Annotated in this window: 1 protein-coding gene; it reads left to right on the top strand. The window is 63.9% G+C overall.

Annotated elements, in window-relative coordinates; translation table 11 throughout:
* The coding region (locus A5779_RS25840) for a condensation domain-containing protein (protein WP_165609835.1) at window positions 1–2,924 on the top strand (2,924 nt) is incomplete at both ends.

The following is a 2,924-nucleotide window of genomic DNA, read 5'->3' as shown; positions in this document are numbered from 1 at the left end:
GATCGGTGGGCGCCGGGTCGGGTGATGATCAATGGGTATGGTCCGACCGAGACGACGGTGTATGCCACGATCAGTGCCCCGTTGCAGGCTGGTTCGGGTGTGGTGCCGATCGGTGTGCCGGTTCCGGGTGCTGGTTTGTTTGTTTTGGATCGGTGGTTGCGTCCGGTTCCCCCGGGTGTGGTGGGTGAGTTGTATGTGGCCGGCCGCGGGGTCAGTGCGGGGTATCTGGGCCGGGCTGGTTTGACGGCCTCGAGGTTTGTGCCGTGTCCGTTCGGTATGCCGGGTGCTCGGATGTATCGGACCGGGGATTTGGTGTCGTGGGGTGCCGATGGGCAGTTGCGGTATGCCGGGCGTGCTGATGAGCAGGTCAAGATCCGCGGCTATCGCATCGAGTTGGGTGAAATCCAAAGCGCGCTCGCTGATTTGGATGGTGTGGCGCAGGCGGTGGTGATCGTCCGCGAGGATCAGCCTGGTGACAAGCGGTTGGTCGGTTACCTGACCGGTACTGCAGACCCGGTGCAAGCTCGTGCGGCCCTGGCCGAGCGGTTGCCGGCTTACATGGTGCCCGCAGCCGTGGTGGCTCTTGATGCGTTGCCGTTGACGGTCAACGGCAAGCTGGACAAGCGGGCCCTGCCCGCGCCGGAATACACCGGCACCGATCACTATCGGGCTCCGAGCACGGCTACCGAGGAAATCCTGGCCGGTATCTACGCCCAGGTCCTCGGGTTGGAACGGGTCGGCATCGACGACTCCTTCTTCGACCTCGGCGGCGACTCCCTGACGGCGATGCGACTGATCGCAGCCGTCAACGCCGGCTTCGACGCCGAAGTCAGTGTCCGTACCTTGTTCGACGCGCCCACCATCGCCCAACTGGCACCGCACATCAAGGCGGGCTCGAGCGGACGTCAGCGGTTGGTCGCCCAACAGCGACCGGACGTCATTCCGCTGTCCTACGCGCAACAGCGGTTGTGGTTCTTGGAGCAGTTGCAGGGGCCGTCGTCGATCTACAACATGGCGGTGGCATTGCGGCTCGACGGCAACCTGGACGCGGCTGCGCTGGGACAGGCATTGGCCGATGTGGTGGGGCGGCACGAGAGCCTGCGCACGAAGTTCGGGGTCGCCGACGGGATTCCTCAGCAGTTGGTCGTGCCGGCCGCACAAGCAGAACTGGGCTGGCAGGTTGTCGACGCCACCGGGTGGTCGGCGGATCGGTTGGAAGAGGCGGCAGGAGTTGTCGGGCGGCGGCACTTTGACCTCACGCAGGAAATCCCATTGCGGGCAACGCTCTTCCGGATAGCTGAGGATCAACACGTTCTGGTGGCGGTGGTCCACCACATCGCTGCCGATGGTTGGTCGATCACGCCATTCGTGGCGGATCTGGGCTCGGCCTACGGAAGCCGCTGTGCCGGCCGGCCCCCGGAGTGGGCGCCGTTGTCGGTGCAGTACGCCGATTACACGTTGTGGCAGCACGATTGGCTGGGGTCGGCATCTGATCCGGACAGTGTGATTGCCACACAGCTGGCCTATTGGGAACAAGAACTGGCCGATCTGCCTGAGCGTCTCGAGCTGCCGACTGATCGGCCGTATCCGCCGGTGGCCGACTACCAGGGTTCCAGTGTGGTGGTGGATTGGCCTGCCGAACTGCAGCAACAGGTGGCACGCGTCGCCCGCGAGCACAACTCGACGAGCTTCATGGTGGTCCAGGCCGCGCTGGCAACGCTGCTCTCAGAGCTGAGTGCCAGTTCCGATGTGGCGGTGGGAATCGCAACTGCCGGCCGAAGCGATCCGGGCCTCGATGAGCTGGTCGGCTTCTTCGTCAACACTCTCGTGCTACGGCTGGACCTGGGCGGTGACCCCACAGTTTCTGATCTGTTGGACCAGGTACGCCAACGCGGGTTGGCAGCGTTCGAGCATCAGGACGTGCCGTTCGAGGCCCTTGTCGAGCGACTCAACCCGACCCGGAGCCTGACCTACCACCCACTCGTGCAGGTGATGGTGTCATGGCAGAACTTCGCCGCCGAGCAAGCTTCTAGTCTGAACCTGGGTGACGTGCAAGCCACACCGATGGATGCAGAAACCCGAACCGCCCGTATGGATCTGGTGTTCTCGCTGGCTGAACGCTTCAACGACACGGGCGCCCCAGCCGGCATCGGCGGCGTGGTGGAGTTCCGCACCGACGTATTCGACGCGGCGAGCGTTCGCACACTCGTCAAGAGGCTGCAACGTGTATTGGCGGCGATCACGGCTGACACTGCTCAGCGGTTGTCGGCTGTGGGTGTGCTTGATGCTGCTGACTGTGCTCGGTTGGATGAGGTTGGTCATCGGGCGGTGTTGATGCGGCCGGTGGTGGAGTCTTCGATTCCGGCAGTGTTCGCAGCCCGTGTGCAGAGCGCACCCGACGCGGTGGCGGTGCGTTTCGAGGGTCGCGCGTTGTCGTATCGCGAGTTGGATGAGGCGTCGAATCGGTTGGCACGCTTGCTGACCGAGTATGGTGCTGGGCCCGGTGAGTGTGTTGCCTTGATGCTGGAACGCTCGGCACAGGCTGTGGTGGCGATCTTGGCAGTGCTCAAGTCTGGTGCGGCATATCTGCCGATTGATCCGGCGCATCCTGATGCTCGGGTTGAGTTCATGCTGGCTGATGCGGGGCCGGTGGCTGTGCTGACCACGGCTGTGTTGGCGGAGCGGTTGCACGGATCCGGTGTCGCGGTGGTCGAGGTCGACGATCGGCGTATCGATGCGCAGTCCTCAGGCGCGTTGCCGGGTACATCTGCTGATGATGTGGCGCACATCATTTACACGTCGGGCACGACGGGGACGCCGAAAGGTGTTGCGGTTACGCATCAGAACGTGACGCGGTTGTTCGACGGTATGGATGTGGGTGTCGAGTTGGGGCCGCAGCAGGTGTGGTCGCAGTGTTCGTCGTT

It is taken from the genome of Mycolicibacterium peregrinum, from assembly GCF_001665625.1.
Lineage (GTDB): Bacteria > Actinomycetota > Actinomycetes > Mycobacteriales > Mycobacteriaceae > Mycobacterium > Mycobacterium peregrinum_B.
Note: the sequence above shows the minus strand (reverse complement) of the source record. Positions and strands in the feature narration are given on the sequence as shown.